Below are 1,707 nucleotides of genomic sequence, written 5' to 3'. Positions count from 1 at the left end.
TAAATAGTGACTCATTAGACGTACGCCAGCCATTTCATTCATACACTGCTATTAATCAACGACCTATTATTATTCCGCCAATGGAGTCTATAGGGCTTATTGCAAATAATAACCCTAGTGGCTGGACTGCAGAGTTTGTTGATAATTTAAAAAATTACAGTAGCTCAAATACGCCGTTTATTTATCAGTAATTTAACACTCTCGATTGAAGTGACAGAAATAGTAGAAGAGTAAGTGCAAGCACAAGCACTTTGACGCAATAACACAAGTTTTAATGAATGCACTTATTTATATTACCTCGTAAATAAGTGCATGTAGTAAAAGGATAGTTTTTGATGTTTTTTAAAAAATACAGCATGTTTTGCGTGCTCTCTCTTTGTGCCAGCTTGGTACTAGGCGGTTGCTCAGAGCCATCATCGCAAAGTTCACCACAAGTAGAGGTTGATGTTGCTAAATACCCATGGGCTAAAGAGCACAAAAACCATCCAGAGTGGCCACTCGAAATACGCGAAGAGGTGTATGGTGATGCAGATACATTTTCAACCCCGCGGTTAATGTTTTGGAATAAATACAAATACAGTGAGATACGCACGCTGTGGTCATCGCGTTTAGATGGCTCAGACAGGCGCCGCATAATTCCTGAAGAAGTGTTTATACAATTTAGACCTGTAGGGCTGCATAAGGCAGTTCGCTCACCAGATAACCGTTATATAGCAATTTCGGGTTATATCAATGATAGAGCGACACGCCAGCTTTACGACACCAAAGAACAAAAACTAATCACCATGTCAGGCGGGGGGGGGGCATCCTTCATTTAACTGGACCTCAGATAGCGATAATGTGATTTTTTATGCAGATGGTAAACATTACAACTACCAGGTATCAACAGCCACTCTTACACAGCGCAAAATAATTTATTCAGATGAGCTGTTTTTACTCCCGGGCGATAAAGAATTTTTAGCGGTAAAGCACGATGGCTTTTGGATACATAAGTTTAATGGCGAAATAGTGCGTAAAGTGAATTTTGGTTTTCCGAAAGCGTGGGAGATGAAAAACCACCGTATTTCACCGGATGGTAAGTATTTAGCGTTTATGACCCACGCCAGACCGAAAGCGCATTTTCACTGGGTGAATATTGCCAATCCTGATATAGAAAGTTCGGAAGAAGGAACTGGCGGCGGGATAATTTTCTCTCCAGAAGAAGATTATCAATTGCAGTATTTAGTAAAACATTTACAAGAGCGTGATGAAAAAGGGTTCTATCTTTCAGAGCGTATTATAAAAACAAAGAATATAGTGACAGGTGAGTACTCAGAGGTGTTAATAAAAGAAAAATATATTTGGGGTATGCGGCCTTTAGCTCCTATCGCGATTACAAATTTAGCAGCAAAAGGACAATAAAATGCATGAAATGAGCAAAGGATCTGCAAGCCCGTTAGTGTATTTACTAACTGGATATGTTGAGAATAATAAACCGGTTGGCAAATTAACTCCGGTAGCAAATCGAATCGTGGTGGCCGAGCAGCCTAAGCTAGCCACATACGATACAAAAAAACCTATTGTATTAAAAACAAATAGCGCCGGTATTTTATCAACAATAAATAGTGACTCATTAGACGTACGCCAGCCATTTCATTCATACACTGCTATTAATCAACGACCTATTATTATTCCGCCAATGGAGTCTATAGGGCTTATTGCAAATAA

The 1,707-nt window shown here is 39.4% G+C and carries 2 protein-coding genes and 1 pseudogene; all 3 read left to right on the top strand.

What is annotated here, in order from left to right:
* Window positions 1–191: hypothetical protein (locus tag H5187_RS23385; protein ID WP_182798457.1), on the top strand; the 191-nt coding region annotated here is incomplete at its 5' end.
* Between the two features lie 144 nt (window positions 192–335).
* Window positions 336–1,401 (top strand): annotated as a pseudogene (locus H5187_RS23380) (hypothetical protein).
* A 1-nt stretch (window position 1,402) separates the two neighbouring features.
* The coding region (locus H5187_RS23375) for a hypothetical protein (RefSeq protein ID WP_182798456.1) at window positions 1,403–1,707 on the top strand (305 nt) is incomplete at its 3' end.

Source organism: Pseudoalteromonas sp. SG44-1, from assembly GCF_014164315.1.
GTDB lineage: Bacteria > Pseudomonadota > Gammaproteobacteria > Enterobacterales > Alteromonadaceae > Pseudoalteromonas > Pseudoalteromonas rhizosphaerae.
This window is presented reverse-complemented; position numbering and strand designations above follow the sequence as displayed.